Source organism: Pseudomonas fluorescens (assembly GCF_902498195.1).
GTDB classification, from domain to species: Bacteria; Pseudomonadota; Gammaproteobacteria; order Pseudomonadales; family Pseudomonadaceae; genus Aquipseudomonas; species Aquipseudomonas fluorescens_BU.
The window spans coordinates 306,222-330,849 of record NZ_CABVIY010000007.1 but is presented as its reverse complement, the minus strand read 5'-3'; the positions used below and the strand labels follow the sequence as shown (position 1 = coordinate 330,849).

The following is a 24,628-nucleotide window of genomic DNA, read 5'->3' as shown; positions in this document are numbered from 1 at the left end:
TCTTCAGCACTTTGAAACTTTAGGTTTTTTGGGTTTTTAAACCTGTTAGGAGCACACCCTTAATGAGCTTCGGCGCCGATGAAGAGATCCTTCAGGATTTCCTGGTTGAGGCCGGCGAGATTCTAGAGCAACTGTCCGAGCAACTGGTCGAGCTGGAAAGCCGACCGGATGATGCGGACTTGCTCAATGCAATTTTTCGCGGTTTTCACACTGTAAAAGGGGGCGCCGGCTTCCTCCAGCTCAACGAGCTGGTGGAGTGCTGTCACATCGCCGAGAACGTGTTCGACATCCTGCGCAAGGGTGAACGTCGCGTCGACTCGGAACTGATGGACGTGGTTCTCGAAGCGCTGGACGCGGTGAACAGCATGTTCAGCGAAGTCCGCGAGCGCAGCCCGATCACGGCTGCCACACCTGAATTGCTGGCGGCCCTGGCCCGTCTGGCCGAACCGCAAACGGCCGACGAGGCCGCACCTGCGCCGGTGGCCGAGGTGGTGCAAGCGCCTGTCGCCGAAAGCGAATCGGGCGACATCACCGACAATGAATTCGAACAACTGCTGGACTCGCTGAACGCCGTCAAGGCCGAGGCCGAGGCCACCACGACGGCTCCGGCACCTGCCGGCGATGCCGTTGCCAGCGACGAAATCACCGATGCCGAATTCGAGTCGTTACTCGACCAGCTGCACGGCAAAGGCCAGTTCGCCGTCGATGCGGTGGCTGCGGCTGCACCGGCCGCGCCAGAAGCGCCGAAAGCCGCGGGCGACAGCTCCGACATCACCGACGACGAATTCGAAGCACTGCTCGACCAGCTGCACGGCAAGGGCAACTTTGCGGTGGAGGCGCTGGAATCGGCCATTGCGTCGGTGCCGACACCCGCCGCGCCAGCCGCCGTTGCGGCCGGCAGCGACCTGATCTCCGATCACGAATTCGAATCACTGCTCGACGAATTGCACGGCAAGGGCAAGTTCACGGAAGTCGGCAAGGCCTCCGGCGCCAGCGCCCCGGTTGCAACGCCGGTGGCCAAGGCTGCGGCGCCTGCACCGGCGGCCAAGGCGCCCGAGCCGAAAGCCGAAACACCCGCTCCAGCCGCTGCTCCAGCCGCCGCTGCCCCGGCACCCGCCCGTGCCCCGGCCTCGCCGCCCGCGGAAAAACCGGCCAGCGAAGCCGAGACCACCGTGCGGGTCGACACCGCGCGCCTGGACGAAATCATGAACATGGTCGGCGAACTGGTACTGGTGCGTAACCGCCTGGTTCGCCTGGGGGCCAACAGCGCCGATGAGGCGATGTCCAAGGCCGTGTCGAACCTCGACGTGGTCACGGCCGACCTGCAGACCGCGGTCATGAAGACCCGGATGCAACCGATCAAGAAAGTCTTCGGGCGTTTCCCGCGCCTGGTTCGCGACCTGGCTCGCCAGCTGAAGAAAGAGATCAACCTGGAGCTGGTCGGCGAAGAAACCGACCTCGACAAGAACCTCGTCGAGGCCCTGGCCGACCCGCTGGTCCACTTGGTGCGCAACGCGGTCGACCACGGCATCGAGTCGCCGGAAGAGCGCGAAGCGTCGGGCAAGGCCCGTGGCGGCAAGGTGATCCTGGCAGCCGAACAGGAAGGCGACCACATCCTGTTGTCGATCTCCGATGACGGCAAGGGCATGGACCCGAACGTCCTGCGTGCCATCGCGGTGAAACGCGGCGTGATGGACAAGGACGCGGCCGACCGGCTGAGCGACACCGAGTGCTACAACCTGATTTTCGCCCCGGGCTTCTCGACCAAGACCGAGATTTCCGACGTGTCGGGTCGTGGCGTGGGCATGGACGTGGTGAAGACCAAGATTTCCCAGCTCAACGGCTCGATCAACATCTTCTCGGCCAAGGGCCAGGGATCGAAGATCATCATCAAGGTGCCGTTGACCCTGGCGATCATGCCGACCCTGATGGTCATGCTCGGCAACCAGGCCTTCGCGTTCCCGCTGGTGAACGTCAACGAGATCTTCCACCTCGACCTGTCGACCACCAATGTGGTGGATGGCCAGGAAGTGGTGATCGTGCGGGACAAGGCGCTGCCGTTGTTCTACCTCAAGCGCTGGTTGGTCAGCTCCGCCGCTCACGAAGAGCAGCGCGAAGGCCATGTGGTGATCCTTTCGGTGGGCACCCAGCGGATCGGCTTCGTCGTCGATCAACTGGTGGGCCAGGAAGAAGTGGTCATCAAGCCATTGGGCAAAATGCTCCAGGGAACCCCGGGCATGTCGGGCGCCACCATTACCGGTGACGGGCGCATTGCGCTGATTCTCGATGTTCCGAGCATGCTCAAGCGTTACGCCACACGGCGTATTTGATTCTGGTGGAGCGGGGCGACTGAGGCCCCGCTGCATCTAACGGAGTGTTTATGGCAGTCAAGGTCCTGGTGGTGGATGATTCGGGGTTTTTCCGCCGCCGCGTCTCGGAAATTCTTTCAGCGGATTCGAATATCCAGGTCGTCGGTACGGCGACCAACGGAAAAGAGGCGATCGATCAGGCGCTGGCCCTCAAGCCGGACGTGATCACCATGGACTACGAGATGCCGATGATGGACGGCATCACGGCGGTGCGGCACATCATGCAGCGCTGCCCGACACCGGTCTTGATGTTTTCCTCGCTGACCCACGAAGGCGCCCGGGTGACCCTCGATGCGCTGGACGCCGGCGCGGTGGACTTCCTGCCGAAGAATTTCGAAGACATCTCGCGCAACCCCGAGAAGGTCAAGCAACTGCTGTGCGAAAAAATTCTCAGCATCTCGCGCAGTAACCGACGCGTCAGCAGCTACAGTGCGCCGGCTCCGGTCGCCGCCCCTGCGCCAGCCCCGGCGCCTTCAAGCCTGGGCAGTTATGGCGGCAGCGCACCGGTGCGTCCGGCGCCTGCACCGATTCCGGCGCGTACCCACGCGGCGGCCAGCCCGTCGTCGCCGGCACCCAAGCGCAAAGCCTACAAGCTGGTGGCCATCGGCACGTCCACCGGCGGCCCGGTTGCCCTGCAGCGGGTACTGACCCAGTTGCCAGCCAGCTTTCCGGCACCGATCGTGCTGATCCAGCACATGCCGGCAGCCTTCACCAAGGCCTTCGCCGAGCGCCTGGACAAGCTGTGCCGCATCAGCGTCAAGGAAGCCGAGGATGGCGACATCCTGCGTCCGGGCCTGGCGCTGCTGGCACCGGGTGGCAAGCAAATGATGATCGACGGCCGTGGCGCGGTGAAAATCCTGCCGGGCGACGAGCGTTTGAACTACAAGCCGTGCGTGGACATCACCTTCGGTTCGGCGGCCAAGACCTACGGCGACAAAGTTCTGGCGGTGGTGTTGACCGGCATGGGCGCCGACGGTCGCGAAGGTGCGCGCCTGTTGAAACAGGGTGGCAGTTCGATCTGGGCCCAGGATGAAGCCAGCTGCGTGATCTACGGCATGCCGATGGCCATCGTCAAAGCCGAACTCGCCGACGCGGTGTACAGCCTCGATGACATCGGCAAGCACCTGGTCGAGGCCTGTATCTGATGGACGTTCTAAGCCTGATCGGCATCATCATGGCGTTCGTCGCCATCATCGGCGGCAACTACCTGGAAGGCGGCCACCTGGGCGCCCTGGCCAACGGCCCGGCGGCACTGATCGTGCTCGGCGGGACCGTCGGCGCGGCATTGCTGCAATCGCCGATGAGCGCGTTCAAGCGCGCCATGCAGATCCTGGGGTGGATTCTGTTTCCTCCGCGTGTCGACCTGGCCGGGGGCATCGATCGTGTCGTCAACTGGAGCCTGACCGCGCGCAAGGAAGGCTTGCTCGGCCTGGAAGGGGTGGCCGACGCCGAACCGGACAGCTACTCGCGCAAGGGCCTGCAACTGCTGGTGGACGGCGCCGAACCCGAAGCGATCCGCAGCATCCTGGAAGTGGATTTCTACACCCAGGAAAGCCGCGACATCGAGGCCGCCAAGGTATTCGAAAGCATGGGTGGTTATGCGCCGACCATCGGCATCATCGGTGCGGTGATGGGCCTGATTCACGTCATGGGCAACCTCGGGGATCCGTCGCAGCTGGGCAACGGCATCGCCGTGGCCTTCGTCGCCACCATCTACGGCGTGGCCAGTGCCAACCTGGTGTTGCTGCCGATTGCCGCCAAACTCAAATCCGTTGCGTTGCGCCAGTCGCGTTATCGCGAAATGTTGCTGGAAGGCATCCTGTCGATCGCCGAAGGTGAAAACCCTCGCTCCATTGAGTTGAAGCTCCAGGGCTTCATGGATTAAGGGAATACGCTCATGGCCCGTCGTCGCCAGCATGATGAACACGTCAACCACGAACGCTGGCTGGTGTCGTACGCAGACTTCATCACCTTGCTGTTCGCCTTTTTCGTGGTGATGTACTCCATCTCTTCGGTCAACGAAGGCAAGTACAAGATCATTTCCGAAGCGCTGATCGGAGTCTTCACCGACACCGATCGCGCGCTCAAGCCAATCCCCATCGGCGACGAACGTCCCAAGACGGTGACCCCGGCCAAACCACTGGTCAAGGACAGCGAGCAGGTCGATGCCGGGGTGGCGGGTGCGAGCGATCCGCTTAAAAGCATTGCCGATGACATCAGCGCGGCGTTCGGCGACCTGATCAGCTCCAACCAGATGACCGTGCGCGGCAACGAGCTGTGGGTCGAGATCGAACTCAATTCCAGCCTGTTGTTTGGCAGTGGCGACGCCATGCCCAGCGACATCGCGTTCAACATCATCGACAAGGTCGCGGGGATCCTGAAGCCGTTCGACAACCCGATTCACGTCGAAGGCTTTACCGACGATCAACCGATACGGACTTCGCAGTACCCGACCAACTGGGAACTGTCATCGGCCCGTTCGGCGAGCATCGTGCGCATGCTGGCGATGCAGGGCGTCAACCCCGGGCGCCTGGCGTCGGTGGGTTACGGTGAATTCCAGCCGGTGGCCAATAACGCCACGGCCGAGGGCCGGGCCCGCAACCGTCGCGTGGTGCTCGTGGTGTCGCGCAATCTCGATGTGCGCCGCAGTCTCACCGGGACCGGAACCGCTCATACCACGCCGGACGCCGCGTTGAAGCGTGCTGGCACACAAACTGCACCGACCAGGGTTATGTCGCCGGTACGAGAGAACGCCGTCAATTCTCCGTCACCGGCATTAACACGTTGAGCTATTTCTCGGCCGATTCCTCAGGGTTGGCCGGGTGGAACAATCCGAATGAGAGTCTGGGCAGTCGCCAATCAAAAGGGTGGTGTCGGTAAAACCACTTCCTCCATCGCTTTAGCCGGATTGCTGGCCGAGGCGGGCAAGCGCGTGGTCGTGGTCGACCTCGACCCCCATGGCTCCATGACCAGCTATTTTGGCTACGACCCCGACACCCTGGAACACAGCAACTACGACCTGTTCCTGCACAAGGGCAGCGTGCCGCAAGGCCTTCCTGGCCAATTGCTGCTGTCCACCAGTGACGAACGCATTTCCCTGTTGCCGTCGAGTACCGCGCTGGCCACCCTCGAACGCCAGTCGCCGGGCCAAAGCGGCCTGGGCCTGGTGATCGCCAAGAGCCTGGCGCAGCTGTGGCAGGACTTCGATTACGCGGTGATCGACAGCCCGCCGCTGCTTGGCGTGCTGATGGTCAATGCCTTGGCGGCCAGCCAGCAACTGGTGATCCCGGTGCAGACCGAACACCTGGCGGTCAAGGGCCTGGAACGCATGGTCAACACCCTGGCGATGATCAATCGCTCGCGCAAGCAGGCCTTGCCGTTCACCATCGTCCCGACCCTGTTCGATCGCCGCACGCAAGCGTCCCTCGGGACGCTGCGGGTATTGCGCGACAAGTTTCCCGAAGACATCTGGCAAGGCTACATCCCGGTGGACACGCGCCTGCGCGATGCCAGCCGTGCCGGGCTGACACCTTCGCAATTCGACGGCAAGAGCCGTGGCGTGCTGGCTTATCGTGCGCTGCTCAAGCATCTGCTGGCGGCGCAACTCGTGGCGCAGGTGGCATGAAGATGACCCCGATCCCTGTAGGAGCGAGCACGCTCGCGATGATCGTCAACGATGACGCGGCAAACCTGGCACGCCGTGGCGCTCTCAGGTTCATCGCGAGCATGCTCGCTCCTACAGAAGCAGGGGCCAGCTCATGAACCGGCCATTGAAGACCACTTCACGCCCGCAACTGGCGCTGCAGTCTTATCTGGACAGCCTGCTGCAGGACATCACCGAGGAACTCGCACCGCACATCGATGTGCCGCCCGAGGTGGTCGAGGTTGAAGCGGCTCTGGACGAATTCCAGGCGGCAGTGCTCGAAGAGCAAGCCCGCGATGCGCATAAAATCGTCGCCGCGCCTGCGCCTGTGGTCGCGCCGGTAGCGAAGGCGCCCGTTGTCGTGGTCGAAGCGCCGGCCCCCGTGCTGGCGCCGGTTTCGACCATCGCACCGTTGCTCCAGGCTTTGGTGCCGCCGACCGTCGAGGTGCCGCCCGCGCCGGAGCCAGCCGTTGTCGAAGAACAACAGGCGCTGGTCACTCCCATCGTCGAAGTTCACCTGCCACCCGCCAACACGCCGCCACCGGTGGACACCGACGGGCGTCCGGCCTGGGCGGCCGAGCCGTTCGAATGCCTGTTGTTCGATGTGGCCGGCCTGACCCTGGCGGTGCCGCTGGTGTGCCTGGGGTCGATTTACCCCCTGGCCGGCCACGAACTGACGCCGCTGTTCGGTCAGCCGGAGTGGTTCCTGGGGATCCTGCCGAGTCAGGCCGGCAACCTGAAGGTGCTGGACACCGCGCGTTGGGTCATGCCCGACCGTTATCGCGACGATTTCCGCCAGGGCCTGCAATACGTTATTTCGGTCCAGGGTTATGAGTGGGGGCTGGCCGTGCATCAGGTCAGCCGCTCGTTGCGCCTGGACCCGAACGAAATCAAATGGCGCAGCCACCGTGGTCAACGGCCATGGCTGGCGGGCACCGTGATTGAACACATGTGTGCGTTGCTCGACGTTTCCGCGCTGGCCGAGTTGATCGCCAGTGGTGGGGCCAAGCACATGGGCGGCAGCAAGCCGCTACACAAATCGACATAACAGCCGACATAACAAACATGCGACGGCATTGTTGAATGCCGCCAAACAGAGCACACACCGCCAGGGCGGTTTTTCGAGGGGTCAGGGTATGAATGATAAGGCGACGGCGGCAAAGGGTTCCGAAGATCCGATCCTGCAATGGGTGACCTTCAAGCTGGACAATGAAACCTACGGCATCAACGTGATGCGCGTTCAGGAAGTCCTGCGCTACACCGAGATCGCCCCGGTGCCGGGTGCCCCGAGCTACGTGCTGGGCATCATCAACCTGCGCGGCAACGTGGTCACCGTGATCGATACCCGTCAGCGCTTCGGCCTGATGAACGCCGAGATCAGCGACAACACCCGCATCGTCATCATCGAAGCCGATAAGCAAGTGGTCGGGATCATGGTCGACAGCGTGGCCGAAGTGGTTTACCTGCGTCAGTCGGAAATCGAAACCGCACCGAACGTCGGTAACGAAGAGTCCGCCAAGTTTATCCAGGGCGTGTGCAACAAGAACAACGAACTGCTGATCCTGGTCGAGCTCGACAAGATGATGAGCGAAGAAGAATGGTCGGAACTGGAGAGTATCTGATTGATTCTCGAGGTTGCGGTCATTGTCCTGTTCCTTTTCTGGGCAGGCACGCTGGCAATGTTTCTGGCGTACATAAGGGGTCAACGGCAGATCGCCGCGCAACAGGCCCAGGGCGATGCGCTGCGTGACCAGCGCATCAAGGACCTGGGCAAGCGGGTCGATGACTATCAGAACGGCAACGTGCGCATGGGCGAAGACCTGCACGAACTGCGCGCCATCGTCGCGCCGTTGCCGGACCAGCTCGCCCGGGTTGAACAACGCGACCCCACCAGCCTGTCGTTCGCCCAGGCGGCGCGACTGGTAGGAATGGGCGCCAGCGTCGACGAACTGACCCAGTCCTGCGGCTTGACCCAGGCTGAGGCGGAGTTGATGAGCAAGCTTCACAAAAACTGATTGTTGCGATTGCATTGAGATCGCAATTCGCGAGCAAGCCCGCTCCCACACTGGATCTGTGCAGCACACAAAATAGGTGCTCAATGAAGATCCCGTGTGGGAGCGGGCTTGCTCGCGAAGGCGGTGTGTCCAGCGCCGTTGATGTTGAATGTACCGGCCTCATCGCGAGCAAGCTTTGCTTCTGCGGGTTGGTCGTGCTCACCAATCTGCAAACAGCTCAATCCGGGAAATACAGTGCCAGGGAGGCCCTATGCTCGACATTTTGCGCGGTACACCGCTGTGGGTTTATGCGGTCTTCACTTACCTGACGTACTACGGCGTTGTCGCCTGCTTCAGGAATCATGAATCGAAAAGGTCTTTGCAGGTCACACCGGCGATATTCGTCAGTCTGTCCCTGATCTCGCTGAACCTCGCCCAAGGTATTGCCATACCGGTATCGAGCTATGCGCTTGGGTTGCTGGCAGGCTGGTTTCTGGCGTTGCGCTTTTACTCGTACGACAGGGTGGAGCGCGAAGGGGATCGTCTGGTACTGGGCGGGACGGTCAAGGTGCTGATTGTGTATTGGAGCTTCTTTGCCTGGCGCTATTACGGTGGTTATCAGGCGGCCATGCATCCGGAGCTGGTGAATGAAGTCACAGCGGTAGTGACCTCGGCACTGGGGGCTGGGTTGATCAATGGCTTGATTGTCGGGCGCAGTCGCAGGCTCTTGCGATTTTTCACACCGGGTAGCGCGACGTCGGCGTAGTCGGCTGTCAAATGGCGTCAGGATTGAATGCTCGTGGTTAGGTCGAAATCGCTATCGCGAGCAGGCTCGCTCCCACAATGGAGCGGGGTGGACACAACCTATGTGAACGCCGCCAATCCCTGTGGAGCGAGCCTGCCCGCGATGGCGTCTTCGAAGCCTCAATAATCATCCCCGCGATCAGTAATATCCTTCTCGACCATGGGCGCTTCAGGATCGTGCCCCGCCGGAAACTTGCCCTTCAAATTCCAGGCAAACGCAATAATCTCGGCAATCGTCCGGTACAACTCCTCCGGAATACTGTCCCCCAGCTCCATGCGCGCCAGCAGTCTCACCAGTTCGGCGTTTTCATAGATCGGCACTTCATAGTCGCGGGCGATCCTGAGGATTTCTTCGGCCAGTTCTTCGTCGCCCTTGGCGGTGAGGGTGGGGGCGTGGGTGCCGTCGTATTTGAGGGCGATGGCCTGGCGTGGGGCGTTGGGGTTTTTCATGCGGTTTCGTCGACCCAGCGTTGATCAAGTCGGGTTTGCGGACCCTGGGGCGGTTTGCCGTGATGGCAATTGAGATCGCCGACGTTGAGGCCTGATGCCAGCAAGCGTTGGCGCAATGCGGCCAGGTTGTTTTCGATCAGGCTGGCGGTGTACGGCCGTTCGGCCCACAGCTGGCTGGACAGGCTGCCCTTGATCAGCTGTGCCTGAATCTGCATCGGCCCCAATGGCTCCATGTCGAAGGCCAGTTCGACGCGCCACAGCGGTTGTTTCGGCTCGCGCTCGTCGCGGCGTTCCTGGGGCTGGTCTTTTTCGGGCGTCTCTTCGCGCTGGAACTTGATCTGCATCGGCACGATGTCTTGCAGGGTGCGCATCGGTATTTCCAGCTGCCAGGTGCTGACCAGGCGACCGTCACTGGTGACGCCGGTCTGTTCCAGGCTCGACAGTTGATGGCTTTGCAGGCGTGAAACCGCGGCGGCGGCCAGGCGCAGCAGGTGTTCGAGATCGTCTTCGCCCTCGGCGCTTTGCAGCAGGCGCTCGGGCAGCGGGAAATTGATTGGCGATGGTTTGGCGCTGACCTGCCCGAGCATGCCGAGGGCGTTGCGCACGAAACTCGGCATGGCCTGGGCCAGGGTGTTGGCGGCGATGATCGCGTTGAGATTGGTGCTGGCCGGCAGGCTGGGTGTGAGCTGTGCGATGAGCTTGAGCAGGTCGGCTTTCATGTCGGGGGCCTGCGTCGGGTTTTGTCCGGTCAGCAGCTTGGTTTCGAGGAAGGCACCGCTGCCGGCGAGCGCAAAGGCCAGGCCTTTCGGCGTGCTCAATTGGCGCACATCGGGCAGGCCGGCGAGCAATTTGTCCACGGCCATGCGCAGGTCGCTGGAGGTCTGGTTCGAGGGCGGCAGGTTTTGCAGCAGCTTGAGCAGGCCATCGAGCGAACCCTGGCGACTGGTCTGGCTGACCAGTTGTTGGGTCACCGCCAATTGCTCTTGGCGATTGCTCAGGGGCACGAACTTCAAGGTCTGGGTGTCCTGCACCTGGGCGCTGAGCAAGGTGCCGATCCGCAATGGCTGCGGACTGTCGATGCTCAGGGTGCGACCGCTCAGGGCGGTATTGAGCAGGCTCACCATCGAGCGAAACACCGTCGGTTGCCCTGGCACCTGCGGCAACACCTGGGAGGTCAGCACTTTGCCCTGCAACAGGGTGCCGACCGGCAGTTGAGCGGTGTCGATGCGGGTGAGGGTGGCGACGCTGGAAGCAATGGCCTGTTGCACGGTAATCGCCAGATTGCCCGCCGATGGCTGGGTCACTGCGATGCTGGTGCCTTGCGCCAGCGGCAGGTTGCTGGTGGCCTGGACGGTAGTCTGGCGCCCGCTGTCCAGGGTGACCTTCAGCAGCAGTTGAAACGTCTGGTCGGCCTGCTTGAGCGACAGGACTTCCGCCTTGGCCGTCTGACCGGCCGTGATCAGGCCTTCGACAGGCGTCAGCAGCTTGAGCAACTCGCCACTGACCACCAGCGGACGCACGGTAGCGGGGGTGGTCTGCGGTAGCGGGAGGATGTTCATTTCGCCTGTCATACGCGGTCACAACCTTGGGAAAATGCGCTCTTTAGAGTAGGAAATGGCATGTATAATGCCGCCCCGTTGTATACAGAGTGGCGAAAACATTGCAAATATTTGACCTGGCTCGCGAGTTGGAGCCGTCAATAGATCTATTCTGCATCTCTTTAACGGCCGCGCCAGAGCCGACTTGAACCGTATAAGGCCCGTGAACCCTTGACCAGTCCAGTCCTGCAAACCGTTGCCCTTGCCTGTGAGCGAGACCTTCGGCTGCTTTTTGAAAATCTCGATTTGAGACTGGCCAGTGGCGAAATGGTGCAGATCAGCGGCCCCAACGGCAGTGGCAAGACCAGCCTGTTGCGTCTGCTGGCGGGACTGATGCACCCGACCGCCGGTCAAGTGCTGCTCAATGGGCAACCCCTCGACGAACAACGCACGGAGCTGGCGCGCAACCTGCTGTGGATCGGCCATGCGGCGGGGATCAAGGATCTGTTGACGCCGCAAGAGAACCTCAGCTGGCTCTGCGCCCTGCATCAGCCTGCCTCCCATGAAGCGATCTGGCAGGCGCTGGCAGCGGTCGGACTGCGCGGTTTCGAAGACGTGCCCTGCCACACCCTGTCCGCTGGCCAACAGCGGCGTGTCGCCCTGGCGCGCTTGTACCTGGACAGTCCGCCGCTGTGGATTCTCGATGAACCCTTCACCGCGCTCGACAAACAAGGCGTGGCGCAGTTGGAAGAACACCTGGCCGGCCATTGCGAACGCGGCGGCATGGTGGTGTTGACCACCCACCACACGCTGAGCCGCCTGCCGGCCAGCTATCGCGACATTGATCTGGGGAAGTGGGCCGTATGAGTGTGTTCGGCCTGTTGGTCGCCCGTGAGGCCCGTCTGTTATTCCGTCGCCCGGCGGAGCTGGCCAATCCGCTGGTGTTTTTCGCCATCGTCGTTTCGCTGTTCCCGTTGGCGGTCGGTCCCGAGTCTCAATTGTTGCAAACCTTGTCTCCGGGACTGGTCTGGGTAGCGGCCCTTTTATCGGTTTTGCTCTCGCTGGACGGGCTTTTCCGCAGTGATTTCGAAGACGGATCGCTGGAACAGTGGGTCCTTTCGCCGCACCCCCTGGCTCTTCTGGTTTTGGCCAAGGTGCTGGCACACTGGGCGTTTTCCGGCCTGGCACTGGTTTTGCTCGCACCCTTGCTGGCGTTGATGCTCGGTTTGCCTGCCGCCTGTCTGCCGGTGTTGCTGCTTTCTCTATTGCTGGGTACACCGGTGCTGAGCCTGCTCGGTGCGGTGGGCGCGGCGTTGACCGTCGGATTGAAGCGTGGTGGCCTGTTGCTGGCGTTGCTGATTCTGCCGTTGTACATCCCGGTGTTGATCCTTGGCAGTGGCGCCTTGCAGGCCGCCTTGCAGGGCATGCCGGCGACCGGTTATCTGTTGTGGCTGGGTAGCCTGACCGCCCTGGCGATAACCCTGACACCCTTTGCAATAGCCGCTGGCCTGAAGATCAGCGTCGGCGAATAATAATGAGGTCTGGTTAAAAATTAACCACTTCTTTTAATTAAAAGCAGACCCTTTGGCCGCGTCGTGAAAACGAGCGGCAACCGTGATGGAAACAATAATGAACTGGACCTGGTTTCATAAGCTCGGCTCACCCAAGTGGTTCTACGGCATCAGCGGCAAGATGTTGCCCTGGCTGAGCCTGGCGGCGTTGCTGCTGATCGGCGTTGGCGTGGTCTGGGGCCTGGCCTTCGCGCCGCCCGACTATCAGCAGGGCAACAGCTTTCGCATCATCTATATCCACGTTCCGGCCGCGATGCTGGCGCAGTCCATCTACGTGATGCTGGCCGTCTGCGGCATCGTCGGGCTGGTGTGGAAAATGAAACTGGCCGACGTCGCCCTGCAATGCGCGGCGCCCATCGGCGCGTGGATGACGGCGGTGGCGCTGGTCACGGGCGCGATCTGGGGCAAACCGACCTGGGGGTCGTGGTGGGTCTGGGATGCGCGCCTTACGTCGATGTTGATCCTGCTGTTCCTGTACTTCGGTCTCATTGCGCTGGGCAACGCCATCAGCAATCGTGACAGCGCGGCCAAGGCCTGCGCGGTGCTGGCGATTGTCGGCGTGATCAACATCCCGATCATCAAATACTCGGTGGAGTGGTGGAACACCCTGCACCAGGGCGCGACCTTCACCCTCACCGAAAAACCGGCGATGCCCGCCGAAATGTGGCTGCCACTGCTGCTGACCGCGCTGGGCTTCTACTGCTTCTTCGGTGCGGTCTTGCTGCTGCGCATGCGCCTTGAAGTGCTCAAGCGCGAGGCGCGGGCCAGCTGGGTGAAAGCCGAAGTGGAAAACAGCCTGGAGGCCGTTCGATGAGTTTTGCGTCATTCGGCGACTTCCTCGCCATGGGCCATCACGGCCTGTATGTCTGGTCGGCCTATGGCATCTGCCTGGCAGTGCTGGCCCTCAACGTGGCGGCGCCGATCCTGGCCCGCAAGCGGTATCTGCAACAAGAGGCGCGTCGTCTGCGCCGGGAGAACGGCAAGTGAATCCGCTGCGTAAAAAGCGTCTTATCATCATTCTGGCGATTCTGGTCGGGGTCGGCGCTGCCGTCGGCCTGGCCTTGAGCGCCCTGCAGCAAAACATCAATCTGTTCTACACCCCGACCCAGATCGCCAACGGCGAAGCCCCGCAAGGCACCCGTATTCGCGCCGGCGGCATGGTCGAGAAGGGCTCGCTGCAGCGTTCCCCGGACTCGCTGGATGTGAAATTCGTCGTCACCGACTTCAGCAAATCCGTGACCATCACCTATCGCGGCATCCTGCCGGACCTGTTCCGCGAAGGGCAGGGCATCGTCGCCCTGGGCAAGCTCAATGCCGATGGCGTGGTGGTGGCCGATGAAGTGCTGGCCAAGCACGACGAGAAATACATGCCACCCGAAGTGACCAAGGCGTTGAAAGACAGTGGTCAATCCGCTCCAACACCCGCGAAGGAGGGTTGATCCATGACTTCCGGCATCTTTATTCCCGAGTTGGGCCATCTGGCCATGATTCTGGCGCTGTGCTTTGCCCTGGTTCAGGCCGTGGTGCCCTTGCTCGGCGCCTGGCGGGGCGACCGTTTGTGGATGAGCCTGGCCCAGCCGGCCGCGTGGGGCCAGTTCGCCTTCCTCGCGTTTGCCTTTGGTTGCCTGACCTATGCGTTCATGGTGGACGACTTCTCCGTGGCCTACGTGGCCAACAACTCCAACAGCGCCTTGCCGTGGTACTACAAATTCAGCGCCGTGTGGGGCGCGCACGAAGGCTCGTTGCTGCTGTGGGCGCTGATCCTCGGTGGCTGGACCTTCGCGGTATCGGTGTTCTCCCGGCAGTTGCCGCAGGTGATGCTGGCGCGGGTACTGGCGGTGATGGGCATGATCAGCACCGGCTTCCTGCTGTTCCTGATCCTCACGTCCAACCCGTTCAAACGCATCCTGCCGCAAATGCCCAGCGATGGCGCCGACCTTAATCCGCTGCTGCAAGACATCGGCCTGATCGTGCACCCGCCGATGCTGTACATGGGGTATGTCGGTTTCTCCGTGGCCTTCGCCTTCGCCATCGCGGCGTTGATGGGCGGTCGCCTGGATGCGGCATGGGCGCGCTGGTCGCGTCCGTGGACCATCGTGGCCTGGGCCTTCCTCGGCATCGGCATCACCCTCGGCTCGTGGTGGGCCTATTACGAACTCGGCTGGGGCGGCTGGTGGTTCTGGGACCCGGTGGAAAACGCGTCCTTCATGCCATGGCTGGTGGGCACCGCGCTGATTCACTCGCTGGCGGTCACGGAAAAACGTGGCGTGTTCAAGAGCTGGACGGTGTTGCTGGCCATTGCCGCGTTTTCGTTGAGCCTGCTGGGCACTTTCCTCGTGCGTTCCGGCGTGCTGACCTCGGTTCATGCTTTTGCTTCCGACCCGGAGCGCGGCGTGTTCATCCTGATTTTCCTGTTGTTCGTGGTCGGCGGTTCGCTGACGCTGTTCGCCCTGCGCGCCCCTGTGGTCAAGAGCCAGGTCGGCTTCAACCTCTGGTCCCGGGAAACCCTACTGCTGGGCAACAACCTGGTGCTGGTGGTGGCGGCGTCGATGATCCTGCTGGGCACCTTGTACCCGCTGATTCTCGATGCCATGACCGGCGCCAAGCTGTCGGTCGGGCCGCCGTACTTCAACGCGCTGTTCATTCCCTTGATGGCCTTGTTGATGCTGGTGATGGCGGTGGGCGTGATCGTGCGCTGGAAAGACACCCCGGTGAAATGGCTGGTCAGCATGCTCACGCCGGTGCTGCTCGGCAGCGCCGCGCTGGCCGTGGTGGCTGGCGTCGCCTACGGCGATTTCAACTGGGCGGTGCTGGCCACCTTCATGCTGGCGGCCTGGGTGTTGCTGGCCGGGGTGCGTGACATCTTCGACAAGACTCGCCACAAAGGCCTGATCAAAGGCCTGCCGACCCTGACCCGCAGCTATTGGGGCATGCAGGTTGCGCACCTGGGCATCGCGGTCTGCGCCCTCGGCGTGGTGCTGTCGAGCCAGAACAGCGCCGAGCGCGACCTGCGCCTGGCACCCGGCGAATCCATGGCCCTGGGCGGTTACCAGTTCGTGTTCGAAGGCGCCAAGCACTTTGAAGGCCCGAACTTCACCTCCGACAAGGCCACCGTGCGGGTGATCAAGGGCGGCAAGGAAGTCAGCGTGCTGCACCCGGAAAAACGCCTCTATACCGTGCAGAACTCGGTGATGACCGAAGCCGGGATCGATGCCGGCTTTACCCGTGACCTCTATGTGGCGCTGGGTGAACCGCTGGGCGATGGCGCCTGGGCGGTGCGCGTCCACGTCAAGCCGTTCGTGCGCTGGATCTGGTTCGGCGGCTTGCTGACCGGGCTTGGCGGTTTGCTGGCGGCGCTGGATGGCCGTTACCGGGTCAAGGTGAAAAGCCGCGTGCGTGAAGCACTGGGCCTGTCGGGAGCCACTGCATGAGACGTTGGTTGATGCTGTTGCCACTGGCGATATTTCTGGTGGTCGCCGTTTTCCTGTATCGCGGTCTGTACCTGGACCCGGCCGAGTTGCCCTCGGCGATGATCAACAAACCGTTCCCGGCGTTTTCCCTGCCGTCGGTGCAGGGCGACAAGACCCTGACCCGCGCCGATATCCTCGGCAAACCGGCGCTGGTCAACGTCTGGGGGACCTGGTGCATTTCCTGCCGGGTCGAGCACCCGGTGCTGAACAAACTGGCCGAAAAGGGCGTGGTGATTTATGGCATCAACTACAAGGACGTCAACGCCGACGCCTTGAAGTGGCTGAGTGAATTCCACAACCCGTACCAGCTGGACATCCGCGATGACGAAGGCACCCTGGGCCTGAACCTCGGTGTTTACGGCGCGCCGGAAACCTTCTTCATCGACGCCAAGGGCATCATCCGCGACAAGTTCGTCGGGGTGATCGACGAGCAGGTCTGGCGGGAAAAGCTGGCGGCCAAGTATCAGGCGCTGGTTGACGAGGCCAAGCCATGAAGCGCTGGATCGCCGCGGTTATTCTGGGCTTGAGCCTGGCCGGGGTGGCCCATGCCGCCATCGACACCTATGAGTTCGCCAAGGAAGGGGATCGCGAGCGTTTTCGCGAGTTGACCAAGGAGCTGCGCTGCCCCAAGTGCCAGAACCAGGACATCGCCGACTCCAATGCACCGATCGCCGCCGACCTGCGCAAAGAGATTTTCCGCATGTTGGGCGAGGGCAAGGACAACCAGCAGATCATCGACTTCATGGTTGACCGCTACGGGGATTTCGTCCGCTACAAACCGGCCCTTAACGCCAAGACCGCGTTGCTCTGGTTCGGCCCTGCCGGCCTGTTGCTGGGCGGTTTCGTGATCATCGCGGTGATCGTCCGCCGTCGTCGCGTACAACGCGCCAGCACCCCGGACTCGCTTTCTGCCGAGGAGCGCGAGCGCCTCGACCACCTGTTGGATAAAAACCAAGAATGATTGATTTCTGGCTCGCTGCAGGTCTGCTGCTCCTGGTGGCCCTGAGTTTTCTGTTGATCCCCATCCTGCGCAGTCGTCGCGCCCAGCTCGAAGAGGATCGTACTGCCCTGAACGTGGCGCTGTATCAGGAACGCGTGGCTGAGTTGCAGACTCAGCGCGAAGAGGGCGTTCTCGATGCGGCGCAAATGGACGCCGGTCGCGCCGAAGCTGCCCGTGAGCTGCTGGCCGACACCGAAGGCGTTGCCGCGCCACGGGTGTCGCGCCTGGGCAAACCGGCGCCGTTGCTGGCGGCGATCCTGGTGCCGGTGCTGGGCCTGGGCTTGTACCTGCATTTCGGGGCCAGCGACAAAGTCGAACTGACCCGGGAATTTTCCCAGGCACCGCAGTCGATGGAAGAAATGACCCGGCGCCTGGAGCGTGCGGTCGCGGCGCAGCCGGACTCCGCTGAAGCCCTGTATTTCCTGGGTCGCACCTACATGACCCAGGAGCGTCCTGCCGACGCGGCAAAGATCTTCGAACGCACGGTCAACCTGGCCGGCCGCCAACCCGAATTGTTGGGGCAGTGGGCACAGGCCCAGTACTTTGCCGATGGCAAGAAATGGTCCGACAAGATTCAGGCGCTGACCGATGAAGCCTTGAAGGCCGATCCGAAAGAGGTCACCAGCCTGGGCCTGCTGGGCATCGCGGCATTCGAAGCGCAGCGTTATCAGGAGGCCATCGATTACTGGAATCGCCTGCTGGAGCAACTGCCGCCGGAGGACAAATCCCGCATTGCGCTGCAAGGCGGCATTGCCCGCGCCACCGAAAAACTGGAAGCGGGCGGTGGCAAAGTGGCCCCGGCACCGGTGGCCAAGGCGGGCGCGTTGCTCAAGGTCCAGGTGGACCTGGCGGCTGACCTGAAAGGCAAGGTTCAACCGGGTGACACGGTGTTCATCTTCGCCCGCGCCACCTCCGGGCCACCCGCGCCGCTGGCGGCCAAGCGCCTGACCGTGGCCGACCTGCCGGCGACCGTCGAGCTGGGCGATGCCGACGCGATGATGCCGCAGTTGAAACTGTCTAACTTCCCTGAAGTCCAACTGGTTGCGCGCATCTCCCGCGCCGGCCAACCGACGGCTGGCGAGTGGATCGGTCGCAGCCAGCCTCTGGCCAGCAGCACCACCGCGCCGCAAAAACTGACCATCGACAGCCCGGATAAATGACAGGAACCACCACCATGACCGCTATCGCTCGTATCACTTTGCTCAGCGTCGTTTTAGGGCTGAGCGCTTGTGCGGTCCAACAACCCGAGCCGACACGGTTGCCGCCGATCCCGCCCTCGCAGCCCAAGCCAACGCCGTCGACCTCGCCGAGCCCGAGCAAACCGAGCATCCCGGCCAAACCCGCCAAGCCGCTGCCGCGCACCTCCGCCAGCTTCGCACCGCCACCGGGGGGGAACAGCCACTGGGATCCGAAAATGGGGGTGTATGTGCTCGATGACCAGCCCAACACCTTCTACCGTCAGCGGACTTACTACCGCTGGAATAACGGCTGGAGCCGTTCGATCAGCCCGAAAGGGCCGTGGGAGGAGACGGATATCCACGGTGTGCCGGGAGGCCTGGGACGGCAATTCGGCCAGTAATGCAAAAGGCGACCTTCGAGGGTCGCCTTTTTTGTGAATGAAGAATCACCGCTCGACCCTGTGGGAGCGGGCTTGCTCGCGAAAGCGGTGTGACATTCAGCTAAAAAGTCGACTGACACCGCCTCTTCGCGAGCAAGCCCGCTCCCACAGTCGATCTGGGTTCCTCTGCAGAATCAGGAGGCCTTCAAGGCTGACTGGCGCGGCGCACCGACCCAGTGGATCGCCAACGCGATCAGCCCCAGCACAACCCCAAACACCACAATCCCGGACCAGCCATAACGCGTCATCAACCACCCGCTGACCGCCGCCCCCACGGCCCCGCCGAAGAAGGTCGCCGTCATGTACAGGCTGTTGATGCGCCCCTGTGCCTTCGGATCCACGGCAAAGGCGCGCGTCTGGTTGGACACCAGCCCCGATTGAACGCCGATATCCAGCACGATCACGCCCAGCACCAGCAAGATCAGCGAGGTCTGCGCCCCGGCCAGCAGCAGGTAAGCCAAGGTGACGATCGCGATGCTGGCACCGATCACACGGCGCGAGCCCAAACGGTCGGTCGCCCGCCCGCCCAGCGATGCCGCCAACGCACCGGCGGCACCGATGATGCCGAAGCCGCCGGCCCAGGCGCTGCCCAACTGGTAGGGGCCGTGGGCCAGCAACGCCGCCAGGTTCACCCAAAAGGCATTGAAGCAAGCCCACAACAGCGCCTGGACCATCATCGATTGACGGATCGCCGAGTTGTCGCGCATCAGCGGCCACAACGAAGCGAGCAGGCGTGGATAGGACAGGTGGGTGCTGGGCACGCCACGCGGGAGCAGGGAGGCCGCTGCGATCCAGACCGGGATCATGAATGCCGCTTCCAGGCCATACACCGCCCGCCAGCCCCAGGCTTCACCCACCACACCGGCAATCGTGCGACCGAGCAGGATACCGACCATGATGCCGCTGACCACCGTGCCGACGTTTCGCCCGCGCTCACTGGGCTTGGACATGACGGCGGCGAAGGGCACCAGTTGCTGGGGCACGCAGCTGACGATGCCGAGGCCGAAGGACGCCGCGATCAGGGTGCCGACGCCGGGCGAGATGGCAGCCGCGATGGCCAACAGGCACGCCAGGGCGATCTGGCCGAGCACCAGTTTGCGCCGGTCGAAACGGTCACCCATGGGCAGCAACAGGGCCAGGCCGGTGGCGAAACCAAGCAGCGCCGCCCCAGCCACCAGATCGACGGTGGTCAGGTCCAGGCCCAGATCCGCCGCGATCAGCGGCAGGATCGGCTGGGTGCAATAAATGTTGGTGATCACCGCGCCGGCGATGATCGCCATCATGATGATCTTGCCGCGAGAGGCGACCGCAGGCGCTGTCGTACTTTCTGATGCTAAGGGCAGGGCGCTCACGGCACTCTCCTTTCAGGTTGGCTTCCGGCATTCGCGACGGGATATCGCGCGCGGGGGATGAGGGTCCAACCTTACGCACTCGCCTAAACATGGATAATCCCCTAGGATCGGGAATCATCCTTCCAGATTTTGATAGAGCGCCATGAACCGTCTTGAATCCATGTCTGTCCTGATTGCAGTGGTTGATTCGGGCAGTCTGTCGGGGGCGGCGCGACGCCTGGGCATGCCGCTCGCCACCGTCAGCCGCAAGGTGGCGGAGCTGGAAACCCACCTGAAGACGCGCCTGCTTCATCGCACTACCCGGCAACTGTCGCTGACCGAAGCCGGCGCCTCCTACGTGGCGGCCTGCCGGCGCATTCTTGAGGACATCGGCGAGGCCGAGCGCGCGGCGACCGGCGAGTACGCCTCGCCCAAAGGTCAACTGGTGGTCACCGCGCCGGTGGTGTTCGGGCGCTTGCACCTGGTGCCGGTGATTGCCGAATTCCTCGCGCATTACCCGCAAATCGAAATCAACCTGATGCTCACCGATCGCGTGGTGCACCTGATGGAGGAACACATTGACGTCGCGCTGCGGATTGGAGAATTACCCGACAGCTCGCTCATGGCGACAACAGTGGGCACCGTGCGCCGGGTGGTGTGTGCAAGTCCGGATTACCTGGCAGTCCATGGCGAACCTTCCACACCCCAGGCACTCACCGGGCATGCCTGCATCACCTTTGAAGTGCTGGCGTCCGTAGGCGCCTGGGTGTTCGGCGCGGGTAAATCACAGTTGTCCGTGCCGGTTCATTCGAGGTTTGCCGTCAACACGGCGGAAGCGGCCATCGACGCCGCCGTGCTGGGGGTCGGCGTGATTCGGGTGCTGTCCTATCAAGTTGCGGACGCTTTGCGCAAAGAGGCACTGCGCGTGGTACTCCAGCCGTTCGAGTCGTCGCCATTGCCGGTCAGCCTCGTGCACAAGGGGCAAGCACCGTTGCCTTTGAAACTGCGTGCATTCCTTGACTTCGTGGCGCCGCGTTTGCGGGCACGCATTCCCCTGTAGGAGCGAGCATGCTCGCGATGGAGGACAACGATGACGCGTGCTGCCTGAATACCGGCGTTGTCCGGACGTTCATCGCGAGCAAGCTCGCTCCTACAGAGGGGCGCACGTCTCAACCTTTCACAAAACCTTCATCAAATAGCCTACCCAGCGACATGTGCGAGTCATAGGGCTGACACAGCCCGTGCATAAAGTCGGTTGAACTCAAATGCGGCCACGGACGGCCGTTCAACCAGACAGAGAAGCCCATGAACGCAGCTATCCATGTCGATCATCTGAACAAGACCTTTGCGCGTAAAACCGCACTGGTCGACCTCGAACTGTCCATCGCGGCCGGTGAGATGGTCGCGCTGATTGGCGCGTCCGGTTCCGGCAAATCCACCTTGCTGCGCCACCTCGCGGGCCTGGCCTGTTGCGATCGCAACAACGGCGGCAGCGTCACGGTGCTGGGGCGGGAAGTGCAGGCCAGTGGACGGCTCAATGGCAAGGTGCGGCGCTTGCGGGCTGACATCGGTTACATCTTCCAGCAGTTCAACCTGGTCAATCGCCTGAGCGTGCTCGACAACGTGCTGCTCGGTTGCCTGGGGCGCATGCCGCGCTGGCGTGGCAATTTGTGCCTGTTCAATGCCGAGGAAAAACAGTTCGCCCTCGAATCCCTGGACCGCGTCGGCCTGGCCGATCTGGCGGCGCAGCGCGCCTCGACCCTGTCCGGCGGCCAGCAGCAGCGCGTGGCGATTGCCCGGGCCCTGACCCAGCGGGCCGAGGTGATTCTGGCGGATGAGCCGATTGCTTCGCTCGATCCCGAATCGGCGCGCAAGGTCATGGAAATCCTCGCCGACATCAATCGTCGCGACGGCAAGACCGTAGTCGTGACCCTGCATCAAGTCGACTACGCCACCCGTTATTGCCCGCGTGCCGTGGCGCTCAAGGGCGGACGCATTCATTTCGATGGTCGCGCCGCCGAGCTGAGCAGCCAGTTCCTCAATGATTTGTACGGTGCCGACATCGACACCAGCCTCATGTGCTCCGACCACATTCGCCCCGCCGAAGCCGTGCCCCGGCTGGTCATGGCGCGCGCGTAACCCACCTTCGATTCCCCACCGTTCACCCTCAGGAAACCTTTCCATGTTGAACCGTATCGGTCGCGTTTTTGCTGGTGCAGCCCTGCTCGCCAGCTGTGTAGTGGGCACCGCCCAGGCTGAAGAAAAAGCCATCAACTTCGGCATCATGTCCACCGAGTCGTCGCAGAACCTCAAGAGCATCTGGCAGCCGTTTCTCGATGACATGCAGAAGCAGACCGGCCTGAAGATCAACGCCACCTTCGCTTCCGACTATGCCGGCCTGATCCAGGGCATGCGCTTCAACAAGGTCGACGTCGCCTGGCTGGGCAACAAGGCCGCCATCGAAGCGGTGGACCGTTCCAACGGCGAAATCTTCGCCCAGACCGCGGCCGCCAGCGGCGCCGCCGGCTACTGGAGCGTGTTGATCGCGCGCAAGGACAGCCCGATCAACTCTGTCGAGGACATGCTGAAAAACGCCAAGACCCTGACCTTCGGCAACGGTGACCCGAACTCCACCTCGGGCTATCTGGTGCCGGGCTACTACGTGTTCGCCAAGAACAACGTCGATGCCGCCACCGCCTTCAAGCGCACCCTCAACTCCAGCCATGAAGTCAACGCGCTGAGCGTGGCCAAGGGGCAACTGGACGTGGCGACCTTCAACACCGAAAGCTGGGATCGCCTGGAAGTCACCCAGCCGGACAAGGCCGCACTGCTCAAAGTGATCTGGAAATCGCCGCTGATTCCCGCCGACCCATTGGTGTGGAGCAAGGCGCTGAGCGACAGCGAGAAGGCCAAGATCCGCGATTTCATCTTCAGCTACGGCGACACCGATGCCGAGAAAGCCGTGCTCGCGGGCATGCAACTGGGCAAGTTCCTGAAATCCAGCGACGACCAGCTGTTGCCGATCCGTCAGCTGGAGCTGTTCAAGCAGCGCACCACGATCAGCGCCGACACCAAGCTCGACGCGGCAGACAAGGCGAAGAAACTGGCCGAAATCGATGCCGACCTGGCCAAGCTGCAAGAGCGCATCACCTTGCTCGAAAAGACCGAGAAAAAGACTGCCAACGCCGGCTGATCCCTGTGGGAGCGGGCTTGCTCGCGAATGCAGACTGACATTCAGCATTGGTGTCGGCTGATACACCGCTTTCGCGAGCAAGCCCGCTCCCACTGGTTCAAGAGACCTCTAGAGAACCCTTATGACCACTCTTCACGCTGAAGCTGTCGGCAAGCGCACCTGGCCGCAATATGCCGGTTGGGGCTTGTTCCTGGTCCTGCTGGCCTGGGCCTGGCACGGTGCCGAAATGAACCCGATGGCGCTGTACCGCGACTCGGGAAACATGGCGACCTTCGCGGCGGATTTCTTCCCGCCGGACTTCCATGAATGGCGCGCCTACCTCAAGGAAATGATCGTTACCGTGCAAATCGCCCTCTGGGGCACGGTGCTGGCGATCGTCTGCTCGGTGCCGCTGGGCATTCTCTGCTCGGAAAACATCACGCCCTGGTGGATTCACCAGCCGCTGCGCCGGGTGATGGATGCCTTCCGTTCGATCAATGAAATGGTCTTCGCGATGTTGTTCGTCGTGGCGGTCGGGCTCGGGCCCTTCGCCGGGGTATTGGCCCTGTGGATCAGCACCACTGGCGTACTGGCCAAGCTGTTCGCCGAAGCGGTGGAAGCGATTGATCCCGGTCCGGTCGAAGGCGTTCGCGCCACTGGCGCCAGCGCCTTGCAAGAGGTGATCTACGGCGTGATTCCGCAAGTGATGCCGCTGTGGGTGTCCTACGCGCTGTACCGCTTCGAGGCCAACGTGCGCTCGGCGACGGTGGTGGGGATGGTCGGTGCCGGCGGGATCGGCGTGATCCTGTGGGAAAACATCCGCGCCTTCCAGTTCGTTCAGACCTGCGCCGTGCTGCTGGTGATCATCGTCGTCGTCAGCCTGATCGACATCCTCTCGCAACGCCTGCGCAAGCAGTTCATCTGATCTTCGGAGGGGTGCCCCTGGGCGCTTTTTTTTAAGCATGCAGTTGTCTAGACAAGATGAGCCGGTGTACCGCGAATTGGCCGACATCCTGCGCCGGGAACTGACGGGCTATCGGGCCGGAGATTTCCTGCCGGCCGAGGTGCAACTGGCCGAACGCTTCGGCGTCAACCGCCACACCCTGCGCCGGGCCATCGATGAACTGGTGTTCGAAGGCAGCCTGCTGCGTCGCCAGGGCAAGGGCACCCAGGTGCTGGAGCGGCCGCTGATTTACCCGATGGCCGCCGACAGTGCCTACAGCCAGTCGCTGTCGGCCCAGGGCCTGGGCGTCGAGGCGGTGCTGCTCAAGCGCCGGTACTGCTTCGCCAGCCGTGAAGAGGCGCAGCACCTGGGGCTGGCCGAGATGGCGCCGATGATCGAGTTGCAGACCCTGCGCAAGCTCGACGGGCAACCGGTCAGCCTGATCCGCCACCGCTACTGCGCCAGTCATGCACCGCTGTTGGCGGATTACACCGGCGGCTCTCTGCGCCAGTACCTCAGCGAACGCGATCTGCCGCTGACCCGCACCCAGAGTCTGATCGGCGCCCGTTTGCCCAATCGCGAAGAAGCCGCGTTGCTGATGATGCCCCGGCATTTGCCGGCGCTGAGTGTGTTCACCCTTTCCCGCGATCGCGACGGCCGTGCGGTGGAGCTTGCGCAGTCCACCAGCCGTTCGGATCGCTTCCAGTACCAGGTGGTTACCTGAT

Annotated in this window: 27 protein-coding genes; 24 read left to right on the top strand and 3 right to left on the bottom strand. The window is 62.6% G+C overall.

The features are described 5' to 3' along the window. Nucleotides 1-62: 62 nt before the first annotated feature. The 9 genes from F8N66_RS25340 to F8N66_RS25300 all read left to right on the top strand — a co-directional run bounded on the left by F8N66_RS25340 (nucleotide 63) and on the right by F8N66_RS25300 (nucleotide 8,772). Nucleotides 63-2,330, top strand: coding sequence for a chemotaxis protein CheA (locus tag F8N66_RS25340; protein WP_150772755.1), 2,268 nt, complete (start codon nucleotides 63-65; stop codon nucleotides 2,328-2,330). 50 nt (nucleotides 2,331-2,380) lie between these two features. Further along, nucleotides 2,381-3,514, top strand: a complete 1,134-nt coding sequence (locus F8N66_RS25335; protein ID WP_150772754.1) for a protein-glutamate methylesterase/protein-glutamine glutaminase — start codon at nucleotides 2,381-2,383, stop codon at nucleotides 3,512-3,514. Beyond that, entirely contained in the window at nucleotides 3,514-4,254 is a 741-nt protein-coding gene (locus F8N66_RS25330) for a flagellar motor protein (protein ID WP_150772753.1), read from the top strand. The genes F8N66_RS25335 and F8N66_RS25330 overlap by 1 nt, the downstream gene beginning before the upstream one ends. A gap of 12 nt (nucleotides 4,255-4,266) precedes the next feature. Further along, a complete protein-coding gene (gene motD / locus F8N66_RS25325; RefSeq protein WP_150772752.1) occupies nucleotides 4,267-5,157 on the top strand; it encodes a flagellar motor protein MotD in 891 nt (296 codons plus the stop codon). Nucleotides 5,158-5,205: 48 nt separating this feature from the next. Further along, nucleotides 5,206-5,994 carry a ParA family protein gene (locus F8N66_RS25320; RefSeq protein WP_150772751.1) on the top strand — a complete coding sequence of 263 codons (789 nt, stop codon included), beginning with the start codon at nucleotides 5,206-5,208 and terminating at the stop codon, nucleotides 5,992-5,994. 133 nt (nucleotides 5,995-6,127) lie between these two features. After that, nucleotides 6,128-7,060: a CheW domain-containing protein gene (locus F8N66_RS25315; RefSeq protein WP_150772750.1), complete on the top strand. Its 933-nt coding sequence runs from the start codon at nucleotides 6,128-6,130 to the stop codon at nucleotides 7,058-7,060. Between the two features lie 88 nt (nucleotides 7,061-7,148). Further along, a complete protein-coding gene (locus F8N66_RS25310) occupies nucleotides 7,149-7,634 on the top strand; it encodes a chemotaxis protein CheW (RefSeq protein ID WP_007980742.1) in 486 nt (161 codons plus the stop codon). Next, complete coding sequence (locus tag F8N66_RS25305; RefSeq protein ID WP_150772749.1) at nucleotides 7,635-8,027, top strand: DUF2802 domain-containing protein; 393 nt, start codon at nucleotides 7,635-7,637, stop codon at nucleotides 8,025-8,027. Between the two features lie 250 nt (nucleotides 8,028-8,277). Continuing rightward, nucleotides 8,278-8,772, top strand: coding sequence for a hypothetical protein (locus F8N66_RS25300; RefSeq protein ID WP_150772748.1), 495 nt, complete (start codon nucleotides 8,278-8,280; stop codon nucleotides 8,770-8,772). Between the two features lie 158 nt (nucleotides 8,773-8,930). On the opposite strand, the gene F8N66_RS25295 is transcribed toward F8N66_RS25300, so the two are convergent. Both F8N66_RS25295 and F8N66_RS25290 read right to left on the bottom strand, forming a co-directional pair. Continuing rightward, a complete protein-coding gene (locus F8N66_RS25295) occupies nucleotides 8,931-9,260 on the bottom strand; it encodes an EscU/YscU/HrcU family type III secretion system export apparatus switch protein (protein WP_150772747.1) in 330 nt (109 codons plus the stop codon). Further along, a complete protein-coding gene (locus F8N66_RS25290; RefSeq protein WP_150772746.1) occupies nucleotides 9,257-10,831 on the bottom strand; it encodes a flagellar hook-length control protein FliK in 1,575 nt (524 codons plus the stop codon). Before F8N66_RS25290 ends, F8N66_RS25295 begins: the two co-directional genes overlap by 4 nt. 198 nt (nucleotides 10,832-11,029) lie before the next feature. Here F8N66_RS25290 and ccmA point away from each other — a divergent pair, with 198 nt between their 5' ends. From ccmA to F8N66_RS25240, 10 genes are all read left to right on the top strand, one after another. Next, a complete protein-coding gene (gene ccmA, locus F8N66_RS25285) occupies nucleotides 11,030-11,665 on the top strand; it encodes a cytochrome c biogenesis heme-transporting ATPase CcmA (RefSeq protein ID WP_150772745.1) in 636 nt (211 codons plus the stop codon). Continuing rightward, nucleotides 11,662-12,330, top strand: a complete 669-nt coding sequence (gene ccmB, locus F8N66_RS25280) for a heme exporter protein CcmB (protein ID WP_007980754.1) — start codon at nucleotides 11,662-11,664, stop codon at nucleotides 12,328-12,330. The genes ccmA and ccmB overlap by 4 nt, the downstream gene beginning before the upstream one ends. Nucleotides 12,331-12,424: 94 nt before the next feature. Then, nucleotides 12,425-13,183, top strand: coding sequence for a heme ABC transporter permease (locus F8N66_RS25275; protein ID WP_191623055.1), 759 nt, complete (start codon nucleotides 12,425-12,427; stop codon nucleotides 13,181-13,183). Beyond that, nucleotides 13,180-13,356: a heme exporter protein CcmD gene (gene ccmD, locus F8N66_RS25270; RefSeq protein WP_008055370.1), complete on the top strand. Its 177-nt coding sequence runs from the start codon at nucleotides 13,180-13,182 to the stop codon at nucleotides 13,354-13,356. Before F8N66_RS25275 ends, ccmD begins: the two co-directional genes overlap by 4 nt. Further along, a complete protein-coding gene (gene ccmE / locus F8N66_RS25265; RefSeq protein WP_150772743.1) occupies nucleotides 13,353-13,808 on the top strand; it encodes a cytochrome c maturation protein CcmE in 456 nt (151 codons plus the stop codon). The genes ccmD and ccmE overlap by 4 nt, the downstream gene beginning before the upstream one ends. Before the next feature lie 3 nt (nucleotides 13,809-13,811). Further along, entirely contained in the window at nucleotides 13,812-15,800 is a 1,989-nt protein-coding gene (locus tag F8N66_RS25260) for a heme lyase CcmF/NrfE family subunit (protein ID WP_150772742.1), read from the top strand. After that, nucleotides 15,797-16,333 carry a DsbE family thiol:disulfide interchange protein gene (locus F8N66_RS25255; protein WP_150772741.1) on the top strand — a complete coding sequence of 179 codons (537 nt, stop codon included), beginning with the start codon at nucleotides 15,797-15,799 and terminating at the stop codon, nucleotides 16,331-16,333. Before F8N66_RS25260 ends, F8N66_RS25255 begins: the two co-directional genes overlap by 4 nt. Next, nucleotides 16,330-16,800, top strand: coding sequence for a cytochrome c-type biogenesis protein (locus F8N66_RS25250; RefSeq protein ID WP_150772740.1), 471 nt, complete (start codon nucleotides 16,330-16,332; stop codon nucleotides 16,798-16,800). Before F8N66_RS25255 ends, F8N66_RS25250 begins: the two co-directional genes overlap by 4 nt. Continuing rightward, complete coding sequence (gene ccmI, locus F8N66_RS25245) at nucleotides 16,797-17,999, top strand: c-type cytochrome biogenesis protein CcmI (protein WP_150772739.1); 1,203 nt, start codon at nucleotides 16,797-16,799, stop codon at nucleotides 17,997-17,999. Before F8N66_RS25250 ends, ccmI begins: the two co-directional genes overlap by 4 nt. A 14-nt stretch (nucleotides 18,000-18,013) precedes the next feature. After that, entirely contained in the window at nucleotides 18,014-18,418 is a 405-nt protein-coding gene (locus F8N66_RS25240) for a hypothetical protein (protein WP_150772738.1), read from the top strand. 173 nt (nucleotides 18,419-18,591) lie between these two features. Here the strand turns inward: F8N66_RS25240 and F8N66_RS25235 are convergent, their stop codons facing one another. After that, the gene (locus F8N66_RS25235) at nucleotides 18,592-19,809 is read right to left on the bottom strand and encodes an MFS transporter (protein ID WP_224790519.1); all 1,218 of its coding nucleotides are present in this window, start codon (nucleotides 19,807-19,809) and stop codon (nucleotides 18,592-18,594) included. Between the two features lie 142 nt (nucleotides 19,810-19,951). On the opposite strand from F8N66_RS25235, the gene F8N66_RS25230 reads away from it, so the two are divergent. The 5 genes from F8N66_RS25230 to phnF all read left to right on the top strand — a co-directional run bounded on the left by F8N66_RS25230 (nucleotide 19,952) and on the right by phnF (nucleotide 24,627). After that, a complete protein-coding gene (locus tag F8N66_RS25230; protein WP_150772737.1) occupies nucleotides 19,952-20,848 on the top strand; it encodes a LysR family transcriptional regulator in 897 nt (298 codons plus the stop codon). Nucleotides 20,849-21,093: 245 nt separating this feature from the next. Further along, the gene (phnC, locus tag F8N66_RS25225) at nucleotides 21,094-21,927 is read left to right on the top strand and encodes a phosphonate ABC transporter ATP-binding protein (RefSeq protein ID WP_150772736.1); all 834 of its coding nucleotides are present in this window, start codon (nucleotides 21,094-21,096) and stop codon (nucleotides 21,925-21,927) included. 43 nt (nucleotides 21,928-21,970) lie between these two features. Then, nucleotides 21,971-22,981 (top strand): phosphonate ABC transporter substrate-binding protein, encoded by a 1,011-nt coding sequence (gene phnD, locus F8N66_RS25220; RefSeq protein WP_150772735.1) that lies wholly within the window; start codon nucleotides 21,971-21,973, stop codon nucleotides 22,979-22,981. Nucleotides 22,982-23,102: 121 nt separating this feature from the next. Next, nucleotides 23,103-23,885: a phosphonate ABC transporter, permease protein PhnE gene (gene phnE, locus F8N66_RS25215; protein WP_034146313.1), complete on the top strand. Its 783-nt coding sequence runs from the start codon at nucleotides 23,103-23,105 to the stop codon at nucleotides 23,883-23,885. Between the two features lie 37 nt (nucleotides 23,886-23,922). Next, complete coding sequence (phnF, locus tag F8N66_RS25210; RefSeq protein ID WP_150772734.1) at nucleotides 23,923-24,627, top strand: phosphonate metabolism transcriptional regulator PhnF; 705 nt, start codon at nucleotides 23,923-23,925, stop codon at nucleotides 24,625-24,627. Nucleotide 24,628: the final 1 nt, after the last annotated feature.